This window comes from Parafrankia sp. FMc2 (assembly GCF_041008525.1).
Taxonomy (GTDB): domain Bacteria; phylum Actinomycetota; class Actinomycetes; order Frankiales; family Frankiaceae; genus Parafrankia.
Window position 1 is genome coordinate 1 of record NZ_JBFLUG010000032.1, and the last position, 23,365, is coordinate 23,365.

A 23,365-nucleotide genomic window follows, 5' to 3' on the forward strand; every position below is an offset into this window, starting at 1 on the left:
GAACGATCATCCCAGGTGGCGGGTGCGCCCCCTTCCTGGACCAGATCGCCGCTACGCACCGTCACGGCCACACGTCACGGCCAGTAGTTCGGCAATCACGATCCCCGGTCAACTACGAAGAGCCGGAAACCGTGATCGGCCGTTCGGGCCCGACCGCGTGCCCGGGCACGGAAACCCTGGCACGGAAGCCCAGGAGGCGAATCCGTCGTTCGACGGCCTACGCGGGCGTGTCCGGATCACCGTCAGTCTGTCGCCACGACATCGCCTGTTCTTATATACGAACTATTTAGCGTATGTAAGTACCTTAGCGAGAGACCACGGAGGGGTCAACGCATCATGGCCAGCGAACTGCCAGCACGCAACACACAACCAGCCAAGCCTGATCGGCTCGGCCGGGCACCTCCGACCCGGTCGGGACACCCGGTCGGGACACCCGGTCGGGTCGGAGGCCGGGCCGCAGGCCTGCGGCCGGGTGGACGACGGCGACCGGGCCTCGTGACCTGGCTCGCGTTCCGTCGTCCTCGGATGTGCTCGTCCTTGGCGGTGCTCCTCCTTGACGGTGCTCCTCCTTGGAGGCGCAGTCGACTCGGCTAGGCGTCGACAGCAGTCGCGACGCTGGTCTTCTCCCACTCCGCCAACTCCGCGAGCTGCGCCTCCAGCGTGTCGCGGAAGAGAGTCACGGCGTCCTGGCCGAGTACGAGCAGGGCGGGCGGCGACGCCGACTCGACGGCCATGATGATCGCCTCGGCTGCCTTCGCCGGGTCACCCGGCTCGGTTCCGTGCGTCGTGTCGTTCTCCTTGCGGCGGCGCCCGGCCGTGGCGGCGTAGTCACCGATCGGCGTCTCGGCCTGGCGGAGCGAGCGCCCCGAGAAGTCGGTGCGGAAAGCGCCAGGCTCGACGATCATCGCGTGGAGGCCGAGCGGCTCGAGCTCCCTGCGCAGCGAGCCGGTCAGGCCCTCAAGCGCTCCCTTGGTCGCCGAGTAGTAGCCCGATCCCGCCGGGCAGATACGCGCGCCGATCGACGAGATGTTGACGATCGCACCGCGCCGGCGCGCGCGCATGCCAGGAAGCACCGCCCTGGTCATCGACACCGCGCCGAAGAAGTTGGTGGCGAACAGCTGGCGGACGTCGTCGTCGTCGCCTTCCTCCACAGCGGCCCGGTATCCGTAGCCGGCGTTGTTGACGAGCACGTCGAGGCCGCCGAACCGCTGCTCGGTCTGCTGCACGGCGCGCGCGACCGCTGCGCTGTCGGTGACGTCGAGCGCCAGGGCGAGCGCTCGCTCAGGACGGGCCTCGGCGAGATCGGCCACGCGGGCGACATCCCGGGCTGTGGCGGCGACGTTGTGGCCGTGGTCGAGAAGGGCCTGCGCGAGCGCGCGCCCCAGGCCCGAGGAACACCCTGTGATCAACCAGGTCGACATGGCATGAGCTCCTTCTCTCGGGGGCGGGTTCCTGCCACAGGCTCAGTACCCCGACTCGGAGCCGTAGTAGGTCGGCTTGCGCGGGGTGTAATGCTCCTCCAGAGCGGTGACCTCGTCGTCACTGAGATCGAGCTCGAGTGCCGCGACGGCGTCGGAGAGATGGTGCGGCTTGGTCGCGCCGACGATCGGGGCGGTCACGACCGGGTTGCGCAGCACCCACGCCATCGCCACCTGGGCCATCGAGACTCCCCTCGACTCGGCGATGCGCTCGACCGCGTCAATCGTGCCGCGGTCACTGTCGAGGAACAGCGGGGTGCCGGAGGAGTCGGCCTTCGGGTTCAGTGTTCCGCGGGTCGTGCTCACGTTCCCCCACGGCCTGGTCACCAGGCCGGCGGCGAGCGGCGACCACGGCAGGCTGCCGACACCCTGATCCGCCAGCAGGGGGAACATCTCGCGTTCCTCCTCCCGGGCGACGAGGTTGTACTGGTCCTGCATGGAGATGAACTTCGTCCAGCCGTGCAGCTGCGCGGTGTACTGCATCTTGGAGAACTGCCAGGCCCACATCGAAGAAGCGCCCAGATAGCGGACTTTCCCCGATTTGACGGCGTCGTGCAAGGCCTCCATCGTCTCCTCGACGGGGGTGAGCCGATCGAACCGGTGGATCTGGTAAAGGTCGATCCAGTCGGTGCCGAGCCGTCGGAGCGATGCGTCGAGCTGCTCGAAGACGGCACGGCGCGAGAGGCCCCGGCCACCCGGGCCGGTGCCCATCGGCGCGAACAGCTTCGTCGCGATCACGACCTGATCGCGGCTTGTGTACCGCTTCACGGCGTCGCCGGTGATCTCCTCGGAGCTTCCCTTGCCGTAGGTGTTGGCGGTATCCCAGAAGTTGATGCCGAGCTCGATCGCCTGCTTGAAGATCGATGCGGCGGAATCGGTGTCCAGCGTCCAGTCGCGGCCCGTACCCGGCCGGCCGAAACTCATGCAGCCGAGCGCGATGCGGCTGACCTTCAGCCCAGAGGTTCCAAGGTTGGCATAGTCCATGGTGAATCCTTCGACAACGTTGACGAGGACGACAGACGGCAGCCGGAATGCTTCCGGCCGACCAGGGCGTTGCCGTCGCGGAGCCGGTGAGGCCTCCGGTTCCCGCGGGCAGCAGCGCGTAGTGCCCTGTGACGCCGTAGGCCGACATGCGGCTCGGCCTACCCGATCACTGTGCCTGCACCGAGGTTCAAGGTCGGTGCGGAAGGCGTGACGCCACGCTAGAGCTGCCGCCCGCCGTCGTGGGAGCGCCTGTCAGTACCCCCCAGGGCCGGCGGCATCCTCGGCTTCCGGGACGTCCGGTCAGGTGCCGGGACGTTCCGGTCAGTTCCCGGCGCGCCCGGTCAGTGCAGAGCGGCTTCGAAGGCGAGGAAGGTGCCGAGCGCCGCCTCGACAACCGCGTCAGCCCGTTGGCGGTCCGTGCCCACCCATCGGCGCAGGACAACGCGCAGGTCCCGCCAGCGGCGGCCGGCCTGGTCCCCGTACGGGGTGAAGTAGGAGGTCGCGTCGGCCAGGTCCGCGCGGGTACTCAGACTGCGCGCGATCAGCTGGCCGCCGAGGGTCGCGCCCTCGGTGACGTACAGCGTGCCGAAGCCGAAGGTGAAATCGTTCCCCGCCGGTATGAGCGCGGCCGGGAGCGGGGTCAGCCCCTCGGGGGAAATGCCGAGCGTGCTCAGGTCGCGGGTCAGTCGGCCGAGCTTGCGACGCCCCGGCCAGTCCAGCAGTGGATCTTCGAACCCCCCGAACAGAGCCTCTAGTCGAGGTTCCAACGCCGTGTGGAGGCGATAGAAGGAGATCATCAGATCGCGGTAACGGCCGGCCGGGATGTCCGGGTCCGCCAGCCCCAGGCCAGCCTCCACCCGCTCGTGCACGGCTGCCGTGGAGCGGCGCAGGCAGGACATGATGTCGTTGTCACCGCGGGAGGCGGTCGGACCGCCCGCCCCGGGCTCCTCGTGGACCTCCGTCGCCGCGCCGAGGTCCGCCGCGCTTACGCCCGTCGCCGCGCCTGTGTCCACCCTCCCAGGGTAGCGAGGCCATGGTCGGCGCGGGCCGATTTCCGGTCGCCGCCGGATCGGTGGTGGCGCCGGGCCGGCCGGCCCGGCGCCACCACCCAGGGGCGACAGGCCCGTGGTTCAGGGCCTGCGACGCAGGACGACCACGGTGGTGTCGTCGGTGCCATCCGGATCGCGGCAGGCCTCGAACAGGGTCGCGGCCAGCTCCGCGGGGCTGGACGTGGCCGCGTTGTCCACCGCGAGGCGGAGAAGACGCGCCAGCCCGGTGTCCGGTGCCTCGCTGCGGCGTTCGACGAGGCCGTCCGAACAGAGAACCAGGGTGTCGCCAGGGCACAGGGCGACGTCGGCGGTGGGCGGGGCGTCGGCCGTCCCGTGATGGGTGGCGAACGCCCACGCTCCCAGTGGCGGCGCGACCGGCACCTCGAGCAGCCGAGGTTCGCCGGCCGCTGGGACGTGGAGCGGCAGCGGGTGGCCGGACGAGGCGACCTGGGCGGTGGCCGTGGTGGTGTCGAGGAGGACGACCACCGCGGTGGCGAGGGCCTCCGGCAGCAGTGCGCCCGTCAGCCGGTCGAGGCGGCGGAGTGCCTCCCAGGCCACGTGTGTCCCGGAGCCGCCGTCAGCCGGAGCGACGCCGTCAGTCGGAGCGACGCCGTCGAACGCGGAGTCGACCAGGTAGGCGCGCAGCGCGTTGCGCAGCTGCCCCATGGTTCCCGCGGCCGTGATCCCGTGGCCGGCGACATCGCCGATCACCAGGGCGATGGTGCCGTCGGGCAGCGCAAAGGCGTCGTACCAGTCGCCGCCGACCCTGCCGCCGGGGGCGGGGCGGTAGAGCGCGGCCAGGTCGAACCCGGGGATGTCGGGGAGGGCCTGCGGCAGCAGGCTCTGCTGGACGGTCTCCGTGAGCCGGGCCGACCGGCGGGCCCGGTCGTACATGATCCGGGTCAGCTCGCGCCGGAGATCGGAGGCGATTCTGACCTGCGTCTCGGTCCACGGACGCGACCGCAGCCGCACCGTCTGCCGCCACCGTTCGAACGAACGCCGCGGGCTGAGCCGGACGCTGTCCCCTTCCAGCGCATGCAGGTGCTTGTTGTGCGGGTCGCCGCCCCAGTCGACCGTCTGGACCGTCTCCGGCCGCACCCAGACCACCATCTCGTCGGGCGAGAGCCGGACACCGAGGACGCCGCACGCGATGTCCCGGTACGGCTCGAACCGGTCGTGGCGCAGCGCCACCGCATCCTCGACGACCAGCCCGTCGCCGTCGTCCAGTTCGGCGAGCATCTCGCGCAGCACGTCCCGTGGCGGCACCTGCCCCGCGGTGCGCCAGACCCCGCCGATCTGCGCCGCCACCCCGCCGGCGGGGACGAGCGCGCGCAGGTCGGGCTCACCACCGATCAGCGTGGCGGCCAGTCGGGCCTCGCTCTCCTCCTGCTCCAGGACGAGAGCCAGGCGATCGAGCGCCAACCGCGCGCTGACCAGCTGCTCGAGCTGCTGGCCGTCCTCGCGGGCGACCAGCCGAAGCGACAGGACGTGCCCGAGGAACTCGGCGGCGGCGCACACCTCGTAGGGCGGCTCGTGCGGGCCCGCGTAGTGGTGGCACGCGAGCATCCCCCACAGGCGCCCGGCGCGCAGCAGGGAGACCGACATCGACGCGGTCACGCCCATGTTGCCCAGGTACTCGAGGTGGATCGGCGAGACGCTGCGCAGCCACGCGTCGCCCATGTCCAGCGGACGTCCCGTGTGTGGGCTCACCGCGGGCACGAGCGGCACCGGCCGGTAGGAGATGTCCGGGATGAGCCGCAGCCAGGAACGCTCGTAGAGCGCCCGGGCCTGGGCCGGGATGTCGGTCGCCGGGTAGTGCAGCCCCAGGAAGCTGTTCAGGTCCTCGCGGCGGGCCTCGGCGACGACCTCACCGTTCCACTCCGGGTCGAACCGGTACACCATCACCCGGTCGAAGCCGGTGAGCCGGCGCACCTCCTCCGCCGCCACCTCGTACAGTTCGGCCAGCGAGGTCGTCCGGTCCAGGCGCAGCACCGCGGTGCGGGTGCGCTGGTAGGTGTCGGCGAACGTCAGCGGGCGCCGGCTCACCGTCGGTACGAGCTCGACGACGACCATCCCGTCGACCCGGTGCAGCACGGCGTCGCAGACGACGTCCACCCCGCGGACGGTGAGCACCAGGTCGGTCGGGCCGGCCTCCCGCAGGTCGAACGAACTCGCCACGGTTCTGCGCAGCAGTTCGGCGGGCCCGGAGCCCACGAGCGTCTCCAGCGGGGCGCCGACCGCCCGTTCTGGCTCCACGCCGAGGACGGCGCCGCAGTTCGCCGAGACGTGCACCACGGTCAGGCCGGGCTCCACCAGCGCCAGCAGAACACCGTGCGGCTGGATGCTGCCAGGAATGTGAATGGGCTCCCGATCGCAGTTCTCGAGGGTGACGGGAGCTCCCGCGAAAAGCAGGTCAGTGGGACCACCCGACATATCTGATGCCTTCCTGTCCCGCTCCGGCCGGTCCCTCTCCGTCGAACGACAGGCATGACGGCGCTACGGGAGCTGACCGAGGCCCGGCAGCCCGTCACACCTCCTGCCCGGGTGCAGGAACACTTAATCCCTCGGGAAAGGGGGCACGCCACACCCCTGGGGGTGGTTTCCGGCACCCATCGCGGATGGTAGGCCGCTAACCATGGCAGACGGGGCACCCAGGCCACTCACCGTGGCACTCGTGGACGACTACGAGGTGGTGCTGGCCGGCATCGCCCGCATCCTCGCGCCGTACGAGGACCGCGTGCGCGTCGTCGAGATCGACGCGAACCGGCCCGTCGTCACCGACGTCGACGTCGTGCTGTACGACTCGTTCGCCCAGCCGGAGGCCGGCGGGGACGAGATCGCGGACATCGTCGCCAACCGGCACGCGGGCCGGCTCGTCATCTACACCTGGAACTTCGACCACACGCTGGTGGAGGGCGCCCTGGCCCGCGGCGCGAGCGGCTACCTGTCGAAGACGCTGCCCGCCCGCGAGCTCGTCGCCGCGCTGGAGGCCGTGCACGCCGGGGAGGTCGTCGTCAGCCCACCGCCGCGCTCGCGGGTGATGGCCGGCCTGGACTGGCCCGGGCGCAACGAGGGCCTCACCGAGCGGGAGGCCGAGGTCCTCGCGCTGATCACCCAGGGCCACAGCAACGCCGAGGTGGCACAGATCAGCTGCCTGAGCCCGAACACGGTGAAGTCCTACATCAGGGCGCTCTACCGCAAGATCGGCGTCGCGAGCCGCACCCAGGCGGTGCTGTGGGGGGTGGAACACGGCTTCGCCCCCGACCACCACCGCAGCCAGTCCTGGCGCGCCGGACGGTGAGCGGCGCGGAGACCCGCGCACTACCTTGTCGACCATGGGACGGGAGTTCGACACCGAAACGCGTCGGATGATGCGGGCGAACGAGGCCAACTGGGACGCCCGCGCTCCGGTGCACGTCGCGAGCGCCTTCTACGGTCTGGACGGCACCCGCGATCCACTCGGCTGGTTCGCCCCGTTCGAATGGGAGGACCTCGGCGAGCTGGCCGGCCGGGACGTCGTGCATCTGCAGTGCCATCTCGGTACCGAGACCCTCGCTTTCGCGCACCGGGGGGCCCGCACCACGGGTCTGGACTTCTCCGGGGAATCGATCGCGCAGGCACAGGCCATCGCGGTGCGGGCCGGCGCCGACATCCGCTATGTCCAGTCGGATGTGTACGCCGCGGCTGACACGCTCGGTGAGAGCAGTTTCGACGTCGTCTACACCGGCAAGGGCGCGCTGTGTTACCTCCCGGACCTGCCTCGGTGGGCCACCGAGGTCGCACGGCTGCTGCGCCCTGGCGGCCGGCTGTACCTGGTGGAGTTCCATCCCCTGTTCAACGCGCTCGGTCCCAAGCCGGCGCCGGGAGCGGGTGAGGAGCTGGTGCTGCGCCACGACTACCTGGCCGGCCGGGGCCCGATCGAACGCGACGCCACCTTCACCTATACCGACGGGCCCGCGCTGGCGAGTGCGACGGTCGCCTACGAATGGATGCACGGGCTCGGCGAGGTGATCAACGCGCTGGTCGGCGCGGGCCTTGTCGTGACCGGCCTGCGGGAGTCGGCGGCGCTGCCCTGGCCGCGCTGGAAGCGCATGGTCCGCGGGGATGACGGCTGGTGGCGGCTACCACCGGACGCCCCTCGCATTCCGTTGCTCTACGCGCTCACGGCCGGCCCGAGCGGCCCGCCCCGCCCGTCAGCGCCCAGGTGACCAGGTACTGCTGGCTGTTACCGGGCTGGTCGAACCACGGGCGGATCGGCCCGCTGAACACGTGGCCGACGTGGCGAGGAACAGCCCACCCGCGGCCAGCGACATGAGCATTCCGCGAAAGAGCACCCGCTGCTCCCGTGGTCCCCGAAATCGACAGTCGACCACGGAGAGTGCCACAACCAGAACGCCGCCCCGGAACGGTAGCCGCGGCGTCCGCCGCCTCTCCCGGTGAACAGGAGAGACTGCTTTCGGACACCGCCGTCACCTCAACCGGGGCGGCGTTGTCTGGTCAGACGACTCAGACCGTGACGGGGAGCTTCATCGCCTCGGCGAGGTTTCCGCCCATCACCTTGATGATGTCCTCCTTGGGCAGGCCCACGAGCTCATCCACATAGGAGATGGGGTCGGACATGCCCTCGGCGTGCGGGAAGTCGGAGCCGAAGACGATACGGTCCGGGCCCAGCAGGTCGATGAGACCGCGCGGGTTCTCCTCGAAGAACGGGTGGATCCAGATGTTGCGCTTCAGCACCGTGATCGGGTCCTCGTCGTAGAGCTTCGGGCTCTTCGCGTAGGACTCGCCGGCCGCCTCCACGAAGGGGCGAACCCAGCCCGAACCGTTCTCCACCGGCAGGATCCGCAGGGTCGGGAAGCGGCTGAGGAGGCCGTGCCCGATCAGCGAGGTGACGGTGTCGAAGATGCCGCGGTGCTGCTTGTTCATGATGTCTTTGAAGGCGGTCGGCGAGGCGAACGGCAGGTGCTCACCGTCCGGCCGGCCCTCCCACATGTTGTAGTAGCGGGTCAGACCGTCGTCGGAGGAGTGCAGGCCGACGGTGATGTCAGCCTCGACGACCTTCTCCCAGAAGGGGTCGAACTCCGGCAGCGCGAACGAGCGGAAGCCCTCGTAGCCGGGTACCGGCGCCGGCCGGATCAGGATGATCTTCGCTCCGCGCTCGACCACCCACTCCAGCTCCTTGATGGCCTCGCTGACGATCGGCAGCGTGATCACCGGGGTCGCGAAGATCCGGTCCTCGTAGTTGAAGCTCCACTGCTCGTGCATCCACTGGTTCAGCGCGTGGACGACCACGTGGGTGGCCTTCGGGTCCTCACGCAGCCGGTCCTCGAGCAGGCTCGCCAGCGTCGGCCACATCAGGGCCCGGTCGATGCCCAGCTCGTTCATCAGCTTGAGCCGGGGCTCCGGGGCGAAGAACGCCTCGGGCGAGCGGATCGGCTTGCCCATCAGCTCCCGGGTGGACTTGCCCTCCGGGTTGCCGTTCTTGAAGTAGTCCTCCCAGGCACCCGGCCGCGCGACGACGTTGAAGGTCGGGTTCGGGATGTACTCGGAGATCACCCCGCGCACCGCGATCTTGTCGCGACCGTTCACCTGCACGTACTTGATCAGGCCTTCGTGTTCCTTCGGCAGGAACTTCGTGAAGGCATCCACTGTCTCGTACATGTGGTTATCCGCGTCGAAGACAGGGAAGTCGACATCTGTCCTGGGCATGACTACCTCCGTACGCTGGCCGGAACCCCACCAGCTCGACACCGCGAGGTAGTCACCTGACTCCCGCGGTGAGGCCTCCGCGGGGCGGACACGCACCCACCCCGCACATCATCTCCGAATGATCCGTACGCTAGCACTTATTGACGTCGACGTCAAAATTAAGCTGTCGATCAACGCCGCCCCCCACAACGACGCGCCAGCCCGGAGCAGCGGGGGCCGGCAGCCGACGGGATGGAGGCCGGCCGGGTGGCAGCCGGAGCGGGGCCGCCACGGCAGGTCGTGTGGTAATCCACGGAAAAGCTCCGGGATTCCACTCGAGGATTTCTGCTTCCGCTGGTTGTGAGGGCTCTCGGGAGGGCGTCACACGCCATCGCATTCACGTTTCCGGCTGGCTCCCGCCTCTTCCACGCGACGCCCGTTTCTTCCGCGCGATGCCCGCGCCCACCGGTGCGATCATGGCCGTTCCGGGCGGCGGTGTCGTAGTATCCGGCCGCCCGCCGATGCGTCATCGATCGTTTTCGAGGAGCCCTGTCATGCAGCTCGATCACACCGCGGCAATCGTCACCGGAGCTGCCTCCGGGCTGGGTGCCGCCACGGCCGCGGCACTCGCCGGGCGTGGTGTCACCGTGTACGGACTGGACCTCGACAAGGCGGTCGCGGGCGCCAACCCCGCCGACGGCGTCCACCTGATCCCGACCGACGTCACGGACGAGGCGCAGGTCAGCGCAGCGATCGAGCGCATCACGGGCGAGGGCCGCCCGCTACGGCTCGCGGTGAACTGCGCGGGCATCGCCCCGTCGGCGCGCATCCTGTCCCGCCGCGGTCCGCATGACCTGGACCTGTTCCGGACCGTGCTGATGGTCAACCTGCTGGGCACGTTCAACGTGCTGCGGCTGGCCGCCGAGGCCATGAGCCAGCTCGACGCCGACGAGCACGGCCAGCGGGGGCTGGTGGTGAACACGGCGTCCATCGCCGCCTTCGAGGCGCAGATCGGCCAGATCGCGTATGCCGCCTCGAAGGCCGGGGTGGCGGGAATGACCATAACCGCGGCCCGGGATCTCGCCCAGTTCGGAATCCGGGTCATGACCATTGCGCCGGGCATTGTCGACACACCGATGATGGCCGGTTTCTCGGACGAGGTGCGGGCTGGGCTCGCCGAGACCGTGACCTTCCCGCGCCGGCTGGCCGAGCCCACCGAATACGCCCGGCTGGTTCTCATGATCGCCGATCACGACTATCTGAACGGCGAGACCATCCGCATGGACGGCGCGCTGCGGATGACCGCCCGCTGACCCACGCGGGTCGCCAGCGCGCCCCAAGCGGGCCGGGCGCGCGGCGCAGGCGCGGAGCGTGCCGTCGCAAGGAAAGCCCAAGCTGCCCGCCACACGCTGATCTCCGTCCTGTTCGACACCGATCGCCAGACGGAGGCGTCATGTCCACCCTCGTGCCCGATTCCTCGTCCCACGACCTGCCCCTCGCTCCGCGCCCCCTCGCCCAGGCGGCATCGCCCTCAGCCTCGGTCGCGGCCTCGGCTCCGTCGGCTCCCTCGGCGGCCGCGCTGGAGGCGGCGCTGGCGGACCTCGCTGGCCGCGTCCGCGGCGAGGTGCTGCTGCCCGGTACCCCCGGCTACGGCCAGGCCGCGACCCCGTGGAACGTGGCGGTCCCCTCCGCGCCGGTGGCGGTCGTCGTCGCGGCGGCCACGGCCGATGTGGTGAGCGCCGTGCGCTTCGCCGACTCCCACGATCTTGCCCTCGAGGTGCGTGCGACCGGCCACGGCGCGCTCGCGCACGATCGACGCAGCCTGCTCGTGCACACCGGGCGCCTGCAGGAACTCGTGATCAATCCGGTGACGCGGCGAGCCCGGGTCGGCGCCGGGGTGCGCTGGCAGCAGGTCCTGGACGCCGCCGCGGCGCACGGGTTCGGGGCACTGGCCGGTTCGGCGCCGCATGTCGGCGTCGTCGGCTACCTGACCGGCGGCGGGCTGTCGCCGGTGGCACGCACGTACGGCTTCGGCAGCGATCTGGTGACCGCCTTCGAGGTCGTCACCGGTGACGGCGAGCTGCGCCGGGCCACCGCGACGGAGAACACCTCGCTGTTCTGGGCGCTGCGCGGTGGGAAGGGCGCGCTGGGCATCGTCACCGCGGTCGAGTTCGAGCTGCTGGACGTCGCCGAGATCTACGGTGGCTGCCTCTACTTCGACGGTGCCGACGCGGAGCGGGTGATCTCGGCGTGGCGGGTGTGGTCGGCGTCGCTGCCCGAGCAGGCGACGACCTCGCTGGCGGTGCTGCGGCTGCCGGCGATGCCGGCGGTGCCGCCGCCACTGGCCGGGCGGTGCACCGTCGCGGTCCGGTTCGCCTGGGTTGGTGACCCGGCCGACGGCGAGCGGGTGGCCGGGCCGATCAACACGCTGGCGTCACCGATCCTCGGCGGGCTGGGGGTGCTTCCGTTCAACGCCCTGGGCATGATCCACGCGGACCCGGTGGACCCGATGCCCGTCCACGAACGTTCGGTGCTGCTGCGGGAGCTGCCGCAGGACGCGGTCGACACGCTGCTCGCGCTGGCCGGTCCGCAGGCCGACTGCCCGCAGGTGATCGTCGAGCTGCGGCTGCTCGGTGGTGCGCTGGCCCGCGCCCCGCGTGAGCCGAGCGCCATCTGCCACCGGGACGCCGCCTACGCGGCACTGACCATCGGCATCGCCGCCCCGCCGGTCGTCGCGGCGACGACGGGGCACGCGGCGGCGGTGATGGCGGCGCTCGACCCGTGGTCCGGCGGAATCTCGACGCCGAACCTCGGCGCGAGCACCGACCCGGCGATCGTGGCGCTCAAGTACGACGCCGCGACCCTCGCCCGACTGGCGACTCTCACCGCGAGTTACGACCCGAACGCCCGCATGGTGGCCGCCGACCCGGTGCGCGCCGCAGCCGGTCTGGTCCAGTCCTGACGTCGACGGCGGCTCGGGCAGCCCCCCAGACCAGGTGACGGCATCATGAGGTGCGTGCCGTTCTACCACCTGTTCGGGCCGATCGAGGTCACCCGGGAGGGTGGGCCGGTCCAGTTCGGGGGTCCCAAGCAGCGGGCGGTCCTCGCCGCCCTGCTGCTGAACGCCGGCCGGGTCGTCTCCGTGGACCGCCTGGCCGACGCGGTCTGGGGAGACGAACATCCCCCGAGCATGCTGTCCAGCCTGCAGGCGCACATCTCCAACCTGCGGCGCCTGCTCCGGGACGGCGATCGGGCCACCTCGCCGATCGTGCGGCGTACCCCCGGCTACCTGGCGGACATCAGCCTCGAGGACCTCGACCTGCGGCTGTTCGAACGAGCCTGCGACGAGACCCAGGCCGCCGCGGACGCCGGCGACTGGCCGGGCACGCTGGCCGCCGCCGACCGCGCGGCGGCGCTGCGCCGGGGCCCGCTGCTCGCCGAGTTCAGTGACGAGCCGTGGGTGCGGGGCGCCGCGGCGGCGGCGGCCGAGCGGTGGGCGCAGTGCGAGCAGAACGCGGTCATCGGTCTGCTCGGCCTGAGCCGGGTCACCACCGCGGTGCTGCGCTCCCGCCAGCTGCTGGCCGACACCCCCCTCGCGGAGGGTGCCTGCCGGCTGCACATGATCTCGCTGTACCGGGCGGGACGCCCCGCCGAGGCGCTTGAGGTGTTCCGCGAACACGCCCGCCGCCTGGACGAGGAGCTGGGCCTGGAGGTCAACCCGGCCCTGCGCGACCTGCAGGGCGCCGTCCTTCGCCAGGATGCCGGCCTTGATTCCTGGCCCGGTCGGGCCAGCACCCCGGACCCCGCCGGCGCCTTCGGCGAAGTCGGAACCGCCCGCGCCGCGGGTGCCGCGGGCACCACGGATGAGGCTGCCACCGTGACACCCGGCGCCCCGGCCGACGGCCCGGTGACGACAGGCAACGGCGGGTTCCCGGCACCGGCACCGGCCGGGTCCGGCGGCCAGCGCGGTGACCTGGTCGGCCGCGTCCACGAGATCGCCGTCCTGGAGTCCGTTCTGGCCGAGGCGCTCACCGGCGACGGCCGCTGGGTGGTCCTGACCGGCCCGGCGGGGATAGGCAAGAGCCGGCTGGCGCAGGAGGCCGCCGTCCTCTGGGCGCGGTCGGGCGGAGCGGTCGCGCGGACCGGATGCCCCGACGACGAGGCGGTCCCGCCGTGGTGGCCGGTCCGCCAGCTGCTGCGCGATCTCGGCCTGGACCCGGACGCCGTTCTGACCCCGCCGACCGGCCTGGACGCCGACGCTGCCAGGTTCGGTGTCTACGACCGGGTGCTGACCGCGCTGTCCGCCGCGGCCCGGCACCGCCCGCTGCTGCTGGTCGCCGAGGACGTCCACTGGGCTGACCAGGCGTCGCTGCGGCTGCTCACCCATCTCGCGGCCGCCGGTCCGCACCCCGGGCTGGCCGTGGTCGCCACCGCGCGGGACGTCAGTGGTCGGCCCGCGCTGGACCGGCTGCTCGCCGCCACCGCCCGCGGGCACGGGTCGCGGCGCCTCGCCGTCCCCCCGCTGAGCGAGGGGGAGGTGGAGGAGCTGGTCCGCCGGGTCAGCGGGCAGGACATCAGCGCGGCCGCGGCCGCGGAGCTTGCGGAGCGGACCGGCGGGAACCCGTTCTTCGTCTGCGAGTACGCCCGGCTTCCCGAGCAGGAACGCGCCGGCGGGGAGGTTCCGGTCGCGGTGCGCTCGGTGCTCGGCCAGCGGCTCGCCGGCCTCGACCCGGCGGTGCTGCAGGTCCTGCGCGCCGCCGCGCTGATCGGTGACACGCTGGACATCGGCCTGCTCCGGGCGGTGACCCGGCTCGACCATGACGCGCTCGCCGACATGCTGGACGAGGCCTCCGACGAACATGTGATCGTCCAGGCCGCCGGCACCGGCCGGTACATGTTCGCGCACGCGCTGCTGCGCGACGAGGTGGTCGCCGGGATCTCCAGCCTGCGCCGCCAGCGCCTGCACCTGCGCATCGCCGAGGCGCTGGCCTCGGGGGACGGCGGCGAGACCCAGGCCAGGCGGGCCGCGCATCTGGTAGCCGCCTGGCCGTTGGCCGAGGCCACCGACGTCCTCGAGGCCTGCCGGGCGGCCGCACTCGACGCCGAGCGGCGCTGGCAGTCGGAGGCGGCGGCGCACTGGTGGGGGCAGGCGCTGGCGGTTCTCGACCAGAGCCACCGCGACCTGGACGTCGACCGCGACGAGCTGCTGGTGGCCCGGGTGAGCGCGCTGGCGCGCGACGGCCGGGGCCAGACCCTGCTCGACGTGGTCGACGCGGGCCTGCTGGATGCGGTGCGCCGCGGGCGGCTCGACTCCGCCGGCCGTCTCGCCGCCGCGCTGCTGCGGACCACCGGCTGCTGGCCCTGGCCGGCCCACGGCCACGACTCGGCTCCGCTGCTGGCCCGTCTGGCCGGTCTGGAGACCCTGGTCGCCGCCGACCCGGCGGCGCACGTGCGGATCCTGGCCGCGCTCGCGGTCGGCAGCACCTACGACCCGGACGGCACCGTCCCCGACCGGCTCAGCCGCCGCGCGATCGAGCTGGCCGAACGGCTCGGCGACGACGAATGCCTGGCGGACGCCCTGCTCGGCCGGGCTCTCACCTTCTCCGGGATCGCCCAGCGGGCCACCGAATCGATCGAGCTCCTCGCCCGGCTGGCGGACGTCCCGCATGCCGCCGCGCAGATCGACGGCGTGATCACACACGGTCTGCTCCACCTGGCGAAGTCCGCTCTGGGTGACCCGGCGGCCGCCGAGCACGCGCGTCTCGGCGCGCTCGGCAGCGACCTGCTCCGGCTGCCGGCCAGCCGGGTGCAGTTCCGCTGGGCGCAGGGCTCGCTGGCGCTGTGGCAGGACGACGATCTGGAAGGCGCCGAGCGGATCTACGACCAGGCCTTCGCGCTGCACCGCGAGACCGAGCTGTACCAGAGCGGCGTCTACGATTTCGCCCGGCTGACGCTGCGCTGGGAGCAGGGCCGACTGCACGAGCCGGACGACAAGGCGCCCCATGCGGTCAGCGCGCCGTGGGTGGTGGCGGTGCTCGCCGCCGCGAGGAACGACGCGGATGCCGACGAGCTGATCGCCGCGGCGGTCAGGCAGGTCGAACCGGTGGTCTGGACCACCCATGCGGCCCTGACGATGCTGGCCCACGCGGTCGCCGACCGGGGCCTGCGGGAGCACGTCGAGTCGCTGACCGCGCGGCTGGCACCGATCGCGGGCAGCATCGCCAACCTGGGCCAGTGCGGAACAGCCGGTCCGGTCGCGCTGGGCCTGGCCCGGCTCGCAGCGCTGGATGGCGACCTCCCAGCCGCCCAGGCGCACCTGCGGACAGCGGCGGAGGTCGCTGCCCGCTCGCACGGCATCGGTGCGCTCCTGCGCACCCGGCTGGTCGCCGCCCAGCTCGCCAGGCAGAGCGGCGATCCCGTCGACCCGGCCGAACTGCGCGACATCGCCAGACGGGCCGCCCACCGGGGCATGGCCGGCGTCGCCCGCGCGGCGGACGAGCTGCTCCGCTGAGCCGCACGGGCCGGGCGGTCCGGACAGGCCCGACGGCCAGACAGCCCGGCGGCCAGATGGCCAGATGGCCAGATGGCCAGACAGGCCAGACAGACCGGAGGCCCGCCGGACCGACGTCCCGTCGCGCGGCCGGGGCCTACTTCTTGAAGTTGGCGATGAACTCCGTGTCAGCGTTGATCTTTCCGGTTTTCGACGCGCCGCCCGGCTCCTCGCCCAGCGGCTCGTCCCGCCCGGGGAGGACCTCCGTGAAGAAGAGCTCCTCGTTCTTGATGAACTCCTTCTCCGCCGCGGGCACCATCTCGTCGAGCATCGCCGCTCCGACCGGACACGCCACCGCGCATGCCCCGCACTCGGTGCACTCGTCGGGGTTGATGTACATCTTGCGCCCGCCGGTGTAAATGCAGTCGGCGGGGCAGCCGCCGCTGAGGCAGCCGCCGTCCTTCACGTCGATGCACGCGGAGGTGATCACGAATGGCATGGCAGAATCGTCTCCAATCAGCCGAAAACTGCTCCGGCTCGCCGGCCACGGCGGATCCGTGACCGGCGGCCGGCGCACTTCAGCCGCGCGCCGACCAAAATGGGATCGAGCTCCGGCGAACCCGCATAGATTATTGGCGGGCGTTTGTCACGCCGACGCTTCCGGCGGTAAACGCGAGGTAACGAAGAAAAGCGGGCCTCATGTCCAGATGAATTCCGCGGACCGGTCTTCAGGATAATTCTTTGGAACTCTTACCGGAAAATTTTTTCCTGCCGGTACCGGCGGCGGCGGGGCGGCCGGGCTCCACCCGGGACCATCCGCCCGGCCGCAGCTTCCCGGCCGGCCCTTTCCGGTTCCGCCGGGCCGTCCCGCGCTCCGGTGGCGCTACCAGCGCTCGTGGTGGACGGCGGCGTCCAGCGGCCGCCGGGCCGCCCAGCCGTGGCGTTCCAGATCCGGTGTGATCTCCAGGTGGCTCACCGGGCCGAGGCACAGCCAGGCGACCGGACGCACACTGTCGGGTATCCCGAGCAGACCCCGGACGAACTCCTCGCGGTAGAAGGACACCCAACCGACGCCGAGATCCTCGGCGGTGGCGGCCAACCACAGGTTCTCGATGGCCAGGCACACCGAGTAGAGGCCGGCGTCCGCGATCGTGTTCCGACCGAGGACGGCCGGGGCCCCGCGCGCCGGGTCGTAGGTGACCACGAGGGAGAGAGTGGACTCGAGTATTCCGTCAATTTTTATGCCGGCGAACCGCGCCGCCCGCTCACCGGTGAGCGTGTCGGCGAAGATCTCCCGCTCGCGGCTGACGTGCGCGTGCATGGCCGTCTTCGTCTCCCGGCCTTTGACCAGGACGAAGTCCCACGGCTGCGTCAGCCCGACGCTGGGCGCGGCGTGCGCCGCGGCCAGCACCCGGCGCAGGGTGCCCGCCGCGATCGGCTCGCCGGTGAACTGCCCGCGGACGTCCCGCCGCCGCCCGACGACCTCGTAAAGGCCGGCGGCAGCGGACGGGACATGCGGCACGTCCGGAAAAGACCGGGCGCTCGGAAACAGCGGGACGGGCAGATCAGGAACGGGCAGATCAGGAACGGACGAATCAGCGGCTGGAACGGACGGGTCGGGCAGTGAGGTCACAGGGTTCAGCTCCGCTCCGGCGAATCGGGTCAGGGATCCGCGGGGCGGGGGTCACTCAGCGACGAGCTCGACGATCGCCGCGTTCGCGGTGCCACCGCCCTCGCACATGGTCTGCAGGCCGTAGCGAATGCCATTGTCGCGCATGTGGTGGGCGAGCCGGGTCATCAGAATCGTGCCGGAGGCGCCGAGCGGGTGCCCGACCGCGATCGCACCGCCGAGGGGGTTGACCACCTTGATGTCCGCGCCCAGCTCGGCAAGCCAGGCCAGGGTGACCGAGGAGAACGCCTCGTTGACCTCGAAGGCACCGATGTCGCCGATGGACAGGCCGGCACGGGCGAGCACCTTCTGCGTCGCCGGAATGGGCCCGGTGAGCATCAGCACCGGGTCCGAGCCGACGACGGCGGCGCTGTGGTAGCGCACGATCGGGCGCAGGCCCAGCTCACGGGCCCGTTCGGGGGTGGTGACCAGCACCGCGGAGGCACCGTCGGAGATCTGGGAGGAGTTGCCGGCGTGGATCAGGCCGTTCTCCTTCGCGACCGGCTTGAGCCCGGCGAGCTTCTCCGGTGTGGTGCCCCGGCGCAGGCCCTCGTCGACGGTGAACGGCCCGGACTCGGTCGGCACCGCGAACGTCTGCTGTTCGAAGGCCCCGCTGTCGATCGCCGCCGCGGCCCGCTCGTGGCTGAGCGAGGCGTACTCGTCCAGCTGCCGGCGGGTGAAGCCCCAGCGCTCGGCGATCAGCTCCGCGCCGACGATCTGGTTGAACTCGAAGCCGTCGTAGCGGGCCTTGGCCGCCGGTCCGTACGGCTCACCTGACTGACGGGTCGCGCCGAGCGGCACCCGGCTCATCGACTCGACCCCACCGGCCACGACCAGATCCTGCGCACCGGCCATGACCGCGAACACTGCCTGGTCGAGCGCCTGCTGGCTGGAGCCGCAGGCCCGGTTCACCGTGACCGCCGGCACGGACTCGGGCCATCCGGCGGCGAGCACCGCGTACCGGCCGACGTTGCTGGACTGGTCACCGACCTGGCCGACACACCCCCACTGGACGTCGTCGACGAGCACGGGGTCGATCCCGGTCCGACTGATCAGCTCGTTGAGCGCCATCGCGGCGAGGTCCACCGGGTGCACACCCGCCAGGGACCCGTTGCGCTTGCCGATCGGCGTGCGCACCGCCTCCACGATCACTGCTTCCCGCACGGCAGTCCCTCATCTCGCGTTGCAGCACCAGCTTCGCCCGGGCTCGCGGCCTGATCCGCCCACTCGGGCTGTGAAGCCTGTTTCCGCCTTGGAGAAACCACGTTGCCACAGGAGCGCACCTGGCGTCCTCGCTGGCCGGCCTGTCCCGGGGCTGACCGTGACGATCCGCACATCGCTCCCCGCGGCGGCGGGCGAGGCCGATCCGGGGCTCAGCCGTCCAGGCCACCGCGGCGGACGAGCTGGCTGACGATGACGTTGCGCTGGATCTCGTTGGTACCCTCACCGACGATCATCAGAGGCGCGTCCCGGAAGTAGCGCTCGACGTCGAACTCGGTCGAGTAGCCATAGCCACCGTGGATCCGCACGGCGTTCAGCGCGACCTCCATCGCGGTCTCGGACGCGAACAGCTTCGCCATGCCCGCCTCCATGTCGCAGCGCTCGCCGCTGTCGTGGCGGCGGGCGGCGTACAGCAGCAGCTGCCGGGCGGCGGTGATCCGGGTGCCCATGTCCGCCAGATAGTTGCCGATGGACTGGTGCCGCCAGATCGGCTGGCCGAAGCTCTCCCGCTCCTGGGCGTAGCGCAGCGCGTCGTCGAACGCTGCCCGCGCGACGCCGGTCGCCCGGGCGGCGACCTGGATTCGCCCGATCTCCAGCCCGGTCATCATCTGCGGGAACCCGCGGCCCTCCGCCCCGCCGAGCAGGGCGTCGGCGGGCACCCGGGCGTCGTCGAAGACCAGTTCGCAGCTCTCCACACCCTTGTAGCCCAGTTTGGGGAGGTCCCGGGAGACGGTGAAGCCCTCGACCTTCTCGACCAGCAGGATGCTCATCCCCCGGTGCGGGGGTGTCGCGTCCGGGTCGGTGCGGCACAGCAGCGCCACCAGACCGGACCGGCGCGCGTTCGTGATCCAGGTCTTGGTGCCGTTGATCAGATAACCGTCGGCGTCGGGACGAGCCACCGTCCGCATGGCCTGCAGATCGGACCCACCGCCCGGTTCGGTCAGGGCCATGGTGGCCCGCAGCTCCCCGGTGGCCATCCGCGGCAGGTACCGCCGCCGCTGTTCCTCGGTACCGAAGGTCGAGATCAGCTTCGCGACGACGCTGTGGCCGCCCATCGCCCCGGCCAGGCTCATCCAGCCACGTGCCAGCTCCTCGGTGACCATGGCGTAGCAGGGGGTGGAGACCTTCCCGAAGCCGTACGGCTCGGGCACCGCCAGCCCGAACACGCCGAGCTCCTTCATCTGCTCGATGAGCCGCTCGGGATAGGTGTTCGCATGCTCCAGGTCCCGGACGACCGGCCGCACCTCCCGGTCGACGAAGTCGCGGACGGTGGCAACGATCGCCTGCTCCTCGGCGGACAGCTCCATCCGACCAGTCTTGCGCACCCCCCGCCCGGGCCGTCCCCGTCGCGTGGCGCACCGGACAAACCCCACGCCGGACGTCGACACTGAGGCGGTGGAGCAGGTGGACGAGCACGTCCGGATCGCGCCGGCGGCGGCGCTGCGCCCCTACGTGGCCTGGTACAGCGGGTACCGCCAGCGGGGTCTGCCCCCGTCGACCCACCGCGGCCTGCCCTCGCCCGCCCTGACTCTGATCTTCACTCTGGACGAACCGCTGGTCCTGCTCACACCAACCACGCCGGCCACGCCGCGCACCCCGCCGGAACCGTCCCCACCGCCGGAGCCGGCGGCGCCCGCCCGGAGCTTCGGCTCCCTGGTGGCAGGCCTGCACACGACGCCCGCGCTGATCAGCCACCGGGGGGCCCAGTCCGGCGTCCAGCTGGCCCTGCGGCCACTCGGCGCCCGCGCGCTGCTCGGGCTGCCCGCCGGCGCGCTGGCCTCGCACGACCTCCCGGCCGAGGAGGTTCTGGGCAGCGCCGGTCGGCGGCTGTCGGGACGCCTGCGGGAGGCACCGGGCTGGCCCGAGCGGTTCGCTGTTCTCGACGCGGAACTCACCGGCCTGGCCTGGTCCGACCGGCGGATCGACCGGGAGGTGCGGCCCGAGATCCGGCGTGCCTGGAGCCTGCTGCGCCACCACGGCGGCGGCGTCGCCGTGTCCGCGCTGGCCGCCGAGGTCGGCTGGAGCACCCGCCATCTGGGCTCCCGTTTCCAGGCCGAGATCGGGCTGTCCCCGAAGGCCGCCGGACGGGTGATCCGATTCGACCGGGCCAGGCGGGTGCTGGCCGGCTGGGCAGCCGGGCAGGCGGCCGGACGGGGCGCGCGGAGCGGTTCCGGGTGTGGCCCGCGGCCGTCGCTGACCCTGGCCGATCTGGCGGCGGCGTGCGGGTACTTCGACCAGGCGCATCTCGCCCGCGAGTTCCGCGCGCTCGCCGGCTGCACCCCCAGCGGCTGGCTCGCCGAGGAGTTCCGAAACGTCCAAGCCGGCAGCTATGGCTACGACGAAGTATTGGACGGGCCGGGGTCGACCACGCCCCGCTGATCACAGCCGATCACAGCCGATCGGACTGCGATCGTCCTGACCGACACGAGGGGACCCGAAGCAATCATGAGCGACTCCGTACCCCCGCCCCAGGTCTGGCCCTGCCTGCGGGCCCGCGACGCCCGGGCGCTGATCGACTTCCTCGCCGCGGCCTTCGGCTTCGAGGAGGTCGTCTGCTACGGCGGGACCGCCGCGTCGCCGGAATCCCCCGCCCGGGTTGACCATGCCGAGCTCGCCTGGCCGGAGGGCGGTGGGATCATGCTGGGCACAGTCCGCGGCGGTACTGATGACCCGTTCGCGCTGACCCCGGGAGCTTTCGGCGCCTACGTCGTCACCGCCGATCCGGACGGGCTGTGTGCCCGGGCCCGCGCCGCGGGCGCCCGGATCACCGTCGAGCTCCACGACACCGACTACGGGTCACGCGACTTCGCCGCCCGCGACCCCGAGGGCAACCTGTGGTCCTTCGGCACCTACCCGGGCGCGCCCCGCAAGGACTGAAGGCCGGTCACCCCCAGATCTCGCAGTGGTGCGCCGCGGCGTGGCCGGTACCTGCCTCGATCGCGCCCGGTTGGAGCACCAGCCGGTCGGGTGAGGTCTGGGTTCTCGTCACCGGCCAGGAGGGCCAGGTCGGCAGCGGGCCGGTGGAGGAGGCCGCGTTCGGATCGCCGGCTGCCGCGAACCGGGTCCAGTAGTCGATCATCGCGGCCGACAGGTCGCGCTGGTCCGGGTTCAGCGACGGCCCTGCCGACGGTCCCGCGGCGAACCCCGCGGGACCGGACGACGTCGGCGATCCGGATGAGCCGGATGAGCCGGTCGGGAACAGGTAGGGCAGCTCCGCGGCGTGCGTGGCCCCGGGGTTCACTCCGGCGATGACCGGCGTCTGGCCGGGGATGTCGAACTCGTACCCGTACACCCGGGAGCCGGCCCGGGTGAACAGGTCCGCCGAGCGGGCGGTCGGGCAGGCGAAGAGCCGGTCCGTGATCACCTGGGCGAGGCGCTCGCGGGGTGGCACGGCGCCGGGCGGATAGGCCGCGAGGACGGCGTCCGCCTGGTCCGGCATCTGTTCCCGGACGATCTGGGTGAAGCGTTCCGCGGTCAGTTCCTGACCCGGGTCGAAGTTGGCGGTGAAGGCACGTCCCTCGCCCCGAACGGTCCCCACGATGACCGGTATGCGGTCCGCCGCGCCCGCGGCGATCGCCTCTCCGGGGGGCCGGGGCAGCGTCAGGCTCCCGGTCACCGGAGCCCACCTGGGCGAGGTGAGGACGTCCACCTGGCCGCCCATGGCGAGCACCCGCTCCACCGGGGTGGCCCGCAGGCAGCCGAGCACGGTGGCGGGGTCGGTACAGCCCAGTTGGGCGGCGAAGGCCTCACCGGTGCGCTCGGCCGCCGCCATCGCGGGATACGCCCACAGGCACGGACCGCTCTGCATGACCGCCCGTTGGACCAGTCCGCGTGCGGACGGCGCGGCCAGCACCGCACAGACGTTCACCGAACCGGCGGACTCACCGAAGATCGTGATGTTCCCCGGGTCGCCACCGAAGGCGGCGGCGTTGTCCCGGACCCAGCGCAGCGCAGCGATGATGTCCGCGACCGCGTAGGAGCCGGCGTCACCCCCCGATTCGGTGGTCAGCGCCGGCAGCGCGAGCTGGCCGAGTGCCCCGAGCCGGTAGTTCACCCCGACGAGCACCGCGGGCCCGCCGGCCGCGAGTGCCGACATGTCGACCTCGTTGGCCGAGCCGGCCGCAAAGCCGCCACCGTGGATCCACACCAGCACCGGCCGCCGGCCCTCCCCGGTCCGAGTGGTGGCTGTGGCGGTGGCTTCGCCACCGGCTCCGGTACTGCCGCCCGTGCTCGTAGCGCCCGCCGCGGCGACCGCGGCCGTCGGGGCGGTCACGTTGACGAACAGGCAGTCCTCGCTGGCGGCGGCCGCCAGGGCGTCGGTCTGCGGGCACGGATGGCCCCGCACCGACCCGTCACGGACTCCCTGCCACGGCGCCGGCGGCGTCGGGGCCCGCCAGCGCAGGTTCCCGACCGGGGGAGCCGCGTAGGGGATGCCGTAGAAAGAAACGACATCGCCGGCGACAACCCCGCGGACCGCACCGCCGGTGGTCGCGGCCACCGGCGCAGGCGCCGCTCTCAGACCGCCCGGAGGCTCGGCTGATCCGCCTCGGCCGCCGTTGCAGGCGGCGCAGAGAACCGCCACCGCCAGGAACAGCGGCGCAAGCATCCCCGCCAGCCTCGTCGAGCCCCGGTCCTTCGAGCCCCGGTCCTTCGAGCCCCGGCCCGTCGAACCCCGCCTCGCCGCGCCCGGTCCCCCTGCCATGGCGGACAGCCTCACCGGCGCCGCCGCGCGACGCAAGATCACACGTCAATCCTTACACGTGTGCCGAAAACGTACGAAACCGAC

General features: G+C 71.9%; 17 protein-coding genes. 7 read left to right on the forward strand and 10 right to left on the reverse strand.

All coding sequences use genetic code 11. The features are described 5' to 3' along the window. Positions 1-590: 590 nt before the first annotated feature. The 4 genes from AB1460_RS13710 to AB1460_RS13725 form a co-directional block, all read right to left on the reverse strand. Entirely contained in the window at positions 591-1,421 is an 831-nt protein-coding gene (locus tag AB1460_RS13710; RefSeq protein WP_368961552.1) for an oxidoreductase, read from the reverse strand. A 42-nt stretch (positions 1,422-1,463) separates the two neighbouring features. Beyond that, positions 1,464-2,462: an aldo/keto reductase gene (locus AB1460_RS13715; RefSeq protein ID WP_368961554.1), complete on the reverse strand. Its 999-nt coding sequence runs from the start codon at positions 2,460-2,462 to the stop codon at positions 1,464-1,466. Positions 2,463-2,803: 341 nt separating this feature from the next. After that, complete coding sequence (locus tag AB1460_RS13720; protein ID WP_368961555.1) at positions 2,804-3,475, reverse strand: biliverdin-producing heme oxygenase; 672 nt, start codon at positions 3,473-3,475, stop codon at positions 2,804-2,806. A 117-nt stretch (positions 3,476-3,592) separates the two neighbouring features. Beyond that, entirely contained in the window at positions 3,593-5,944 is a 2,352-nt protein-coding gene (locus AB1460_RS13725; protein ID WP_368961556.1) for a SpoIIE family protein phosphatase, read from the reverse strand. 202 nt (positions 5,945-6,146) lie between these two features. Between AB1460_RS13725 and AB1460_RS13730 the strand changes: the two genes are divergently transcribed. Together AB1460_RS13730 and AB1460_RS13735 are read left to right on the forward strand one after the other, a co-directional pair. Next, positions 6,147-6,812 (forward strand): LuxR C-terminal-related transcriptional regulator, encoded by a 666-nt coding sequence (locus AB1460_RS13730; RefSeq protein WP_368961557.1) that lies wholly within the window; start codon positions 6,147-6,149, stop codon positions 6,810-6,812. Between the two features lie 34 nt (positions 6,813-6,846). Further along, complete coding sequence (locus AB1460_RS13735; RefSeq protein WP_368961558.1) at positions 6,847-7,719, forward strand: class I SAM-dependent methyltransferase; 873 nt, start codon at positions 6,847-6,849, stop codon at positions 7,717-7,719. Positions 7,720-8,017: 298 nt separating this feature from the next. On the opposite strand, the gene AB1460_RS13740 is transcribed toward AB1460_RS13735, so the two are convergent. Then, entirely contained in the window at positions 8,018-9,220 is a 1,203-nt protein-coding gene (locus AB1460_RS13740; RefSeq protein ID WP_368961559.1) for an amidohydrolase family protein, read from the reverse strand. Positions 9,221-9,753: 533 nt separating this feature from the next. Here AB1460_RS13740 and AB1460_RS13745 point away from each other — a divergent pair. The 3 genes from AB1460_RS13745 (at position 9,754) to AB1460_RS13755 (ending at position 15,710) form a co-directional block, all read left to right on the forward strand. Beyond that, positions 9,754-10,512 (forward strand): SDR family NAD(P)-dependent oxidoreductase, encoded by a 759-nt coding sequence (locus AB1460_RS13745; protein ID WP_368961560.1) that lies wholly within the window; start codon positions 9,754-9,756, stop codon positions 10,510-10,512. A 140-nt stretch (positions 10,513-10,652) separates the two neighbouring features. Continuing rightward, positions 10,653-12,161: an FAD-binding oxidoreductase gene (locus tag AB1460_RS13750; RefSeq protein ID WP_368961561.1), complete on the forward strand. Its 1,509-nt coding sequence runs from the start codon at positions 10,653-10,655 to the stop codon at positions 12,159-12,161. A 45-nt stretch (positions 12,162-12,206) separates the two neighbouring features. Continuing rightward, entirely contained in the window at positions 12,207-15,710 is a 3,504-nt protein-coding gene (locus tag AB1460_RS13755; RefSeq protein ID WP_368961563.1) for a BTAD domain-containing putative transcriptional regulator, read from the forward strand. 136 nt (positions 15,711-15,846) lie between these two features. Here the strand turns inward: AB1460_RS13755 and AB1460_RS13760 are convergent, their stop codons facing one another. The 4 genes from AB1460_RS13760 to AB1460_RS13775 form a co-directional block, all read right to left on the reverse strand. Next, entirely contained in the window at positions 15,847-16,188 is a 342-nt protein-coding gene (locus tag AB1460_RS13760) for an indolepyruvate ferredoxin oxidoreductase subunit alpha (RefSeq protein WP_368961564.1), read from the reverse strand. A 384-nt stretch (positions 16,189-16,572) separates the two neighbouring features. After that, positions 16,573-17,211, reverse strand: coding sequence for a 5,6-dimethylbenzimidazole synthase (gene bluB / locus AB1460_RS13765; protein WP_368961612.1), 639 nt, complete (start codon positions 17,209-17,211; stop codon positions 16,573-16,575). 162 nt (positions 17,212-17,373) lie between these two features. Continuing rightward, positions 17,374-18,522, reverse strand: a complete 1,149-nt coding sequence (locus tag AB1460_RS13770; RefSeq protein WP_368961565.1) for a thiolase family protein — start codon at positions 18,520-18,522, stop codon at positions 17,374-17,376. Positions 18,523-18,731: 209 nt separating this feature from the next. After that, complete coding sequence (locus AB1460_RS13775; RefSeq protein WP_368961566.1) at positions 18,732-19,886, reverse strand: acyl-CoA dehydrogenase family protein; 1,155 nt, start codon at positions 19,884-19,886, stop codon at positions 18,732-18,734. Positions 19,887-19,974: 88 nt separating this feature from the next. Here AB1460_RS13775 and AB1460_RS13780 point away from each other — a divergent pair, with 88 nt between their 5' ends. Beyond that, positions 19,975-20,958: an AraC family transcriptional regulator gene (locus AB1460_RS13780; protein ID WP_368961613.1), complete on the forward strand. Its 984-nt coding sequence runs from the start codon at positions 19,975-19,977 to the stop codon at positions 20,956-20,958. Between the two features lie 66 nt (positions 20,959-21,024). Next, a complete protein-coding gene (locus AB1460_RS13785) occupies positions 21,025-21,456 on the forward strand; it encodes a VOC family protein (RefSeq protein WP_368961567.1) in 432 nt (143 codons plus the stop codon). 7 nt (positions 21,457-21,463) lie between these two features. Here the strand turns inward: AB1460_RS13785 and AB1460_RS13790 are convergent, their stop codons facing one another. Continuing rightward, positions 21,464-23,323 (reverse strand): carboxylesterase/lipase family protein, encoded by a 1,860-nt coding sequence (locus AB1460_RS13790; RefSeq protein ID WP_368961568.1) that lies wholly within the window; start codon positions 23,321-23,323, stop codon positions 21,464-21,466. Positions 23,324-23,365 lie beyond the last annotated feature (42 nt).

Coding starts and splice junctions, on each gene's coding strand:
- AB1460_RS13740 (WP_368961559.1), bottom strand. CDS start 9,220: ATGCCCAGGACAGATGTCGACTTCCCTGTCTTCGACGCGGATAACCAC.
- AB1460_RS13755 (WP_368961563.1), top strand. CDS start 12,207: ATGAGGTGCGTGCCGTTCTACCACCTGTTCGGGCCGATCGAGGTCACC.
- AB1460_RS13745 (WP_368961560.1), top strand. CDS start 9,754: ATGCAGCTCGATCACACCGCGGCAATCGTCACCGGAGCTGCCTCCGGG.
- AB1460_RS13715 (WP_368961554.1), bottom strand. CDS start 2,462: ATGGACTATGCCAACCTTGGAACCTCTGGGCTGAAGGTCAGCCGCATC.
- AB1460_RS13735 (WP_368961558.1), top strand. CDS start 6,847: ATGGGACGGGAGTTCGACACCGAAACGCGTCGGATGATGCGGGCGAAC.
- AB1460_RS13710 (WP_368961552.1), bottom strand. CDS start 1,421: ATGTCGACCTGGTTGATCACAGGGTGTTCCTCGGGCCTGGGGCGCGCG.
- AB1460_RS13760 (WP_368961564.1), bottom strand. CDS start 16,188: ATGCCATTCGTGATCACCTCCGCGTGCATCGACGTGAAGGACGGCGGC.
- AB1460_RS13775 (WP_368961566.1), bottom strand. CDS start 19,886: ATGGAGCTGTCCGCCGAGGAGCAGGCGATCGTTGCCACCGTCCGCGAC.
- AB1460_RS13725 (WP_368961556.1), bottom strand. CDS start 5,944: ATGTCGGGTGGTCCCACTGACCTGCTTTTCGCGGGAGCTCCCGTCACC.
- AB1460_RS13730 (WP_368961557.1), top strand. CDS start 6,147: ATGGCAGACGGGGCACCCAGGCCACTCACCGTGGCACTCGTGGACGAC.
- AB1460_RS13785 (WP_368961567.1), top strand. CDS start 21,025: ATGAGCGACTCCGTACCCCCGCCCCAGGTCTGGCCCTGCCTGCGGGCC.
- AB1460_RS13750 (WP_368961561.1), top strand. CDS start 10,653: ATGTCCACCCTCGTGCCCGATTCCTCGTCCCACGACCTGCCCCTCGCT.